Annotated in this window: 1 protein-coding gene; it reads right to left on the reverse strand. The window is 64.1% G+C overall.

Translation table 11 applies throughout. The features are described from left to right. On the reverse strand, positions 1-281 hold a 281-nt coding region (locus AYB31_RS21905), incomplete at both ends, for a hypothetical protein (protein ID WP_201787441.1).

The following is a 281-nucleotide window of genomic DNA, read 5'->3' on the forward strand; positions in this document are numbered from 1 at the left end:
ACTGGCCTGCCAGCTCAGGGCCAACTGGTCGGCACCTGGCTGCACTTGCAGCGCTGTGGCATCTTCGGGGGCTTGTACGTCCTCAGGCGTGACCGCGATCGAGGTCACCGCCGCCTGCTTGAGCCCCTGCAGATCCACGGCCAGCACAGCGAAATAGCGTGTCTCGTTACGGGTCAGCCCCGACACCGTGACCTGCTTGGTACCGCGCGAAACCGTTTGCAGCAACTGCGCATCAGCCACCGAGGTGAACGGCTGCGCTGCGCCGTAGACCTGATATTCCT

The sequence above is a fragment of the Pseudomonas sp. BMS12 genome, from assembly GCF_001592875.1.
GTDB lineage: Bacteria > Pseudomonadota > Gammaproteobacteria > Pseudomonadales > Pseudomonadaceae > Aquipseudomonas.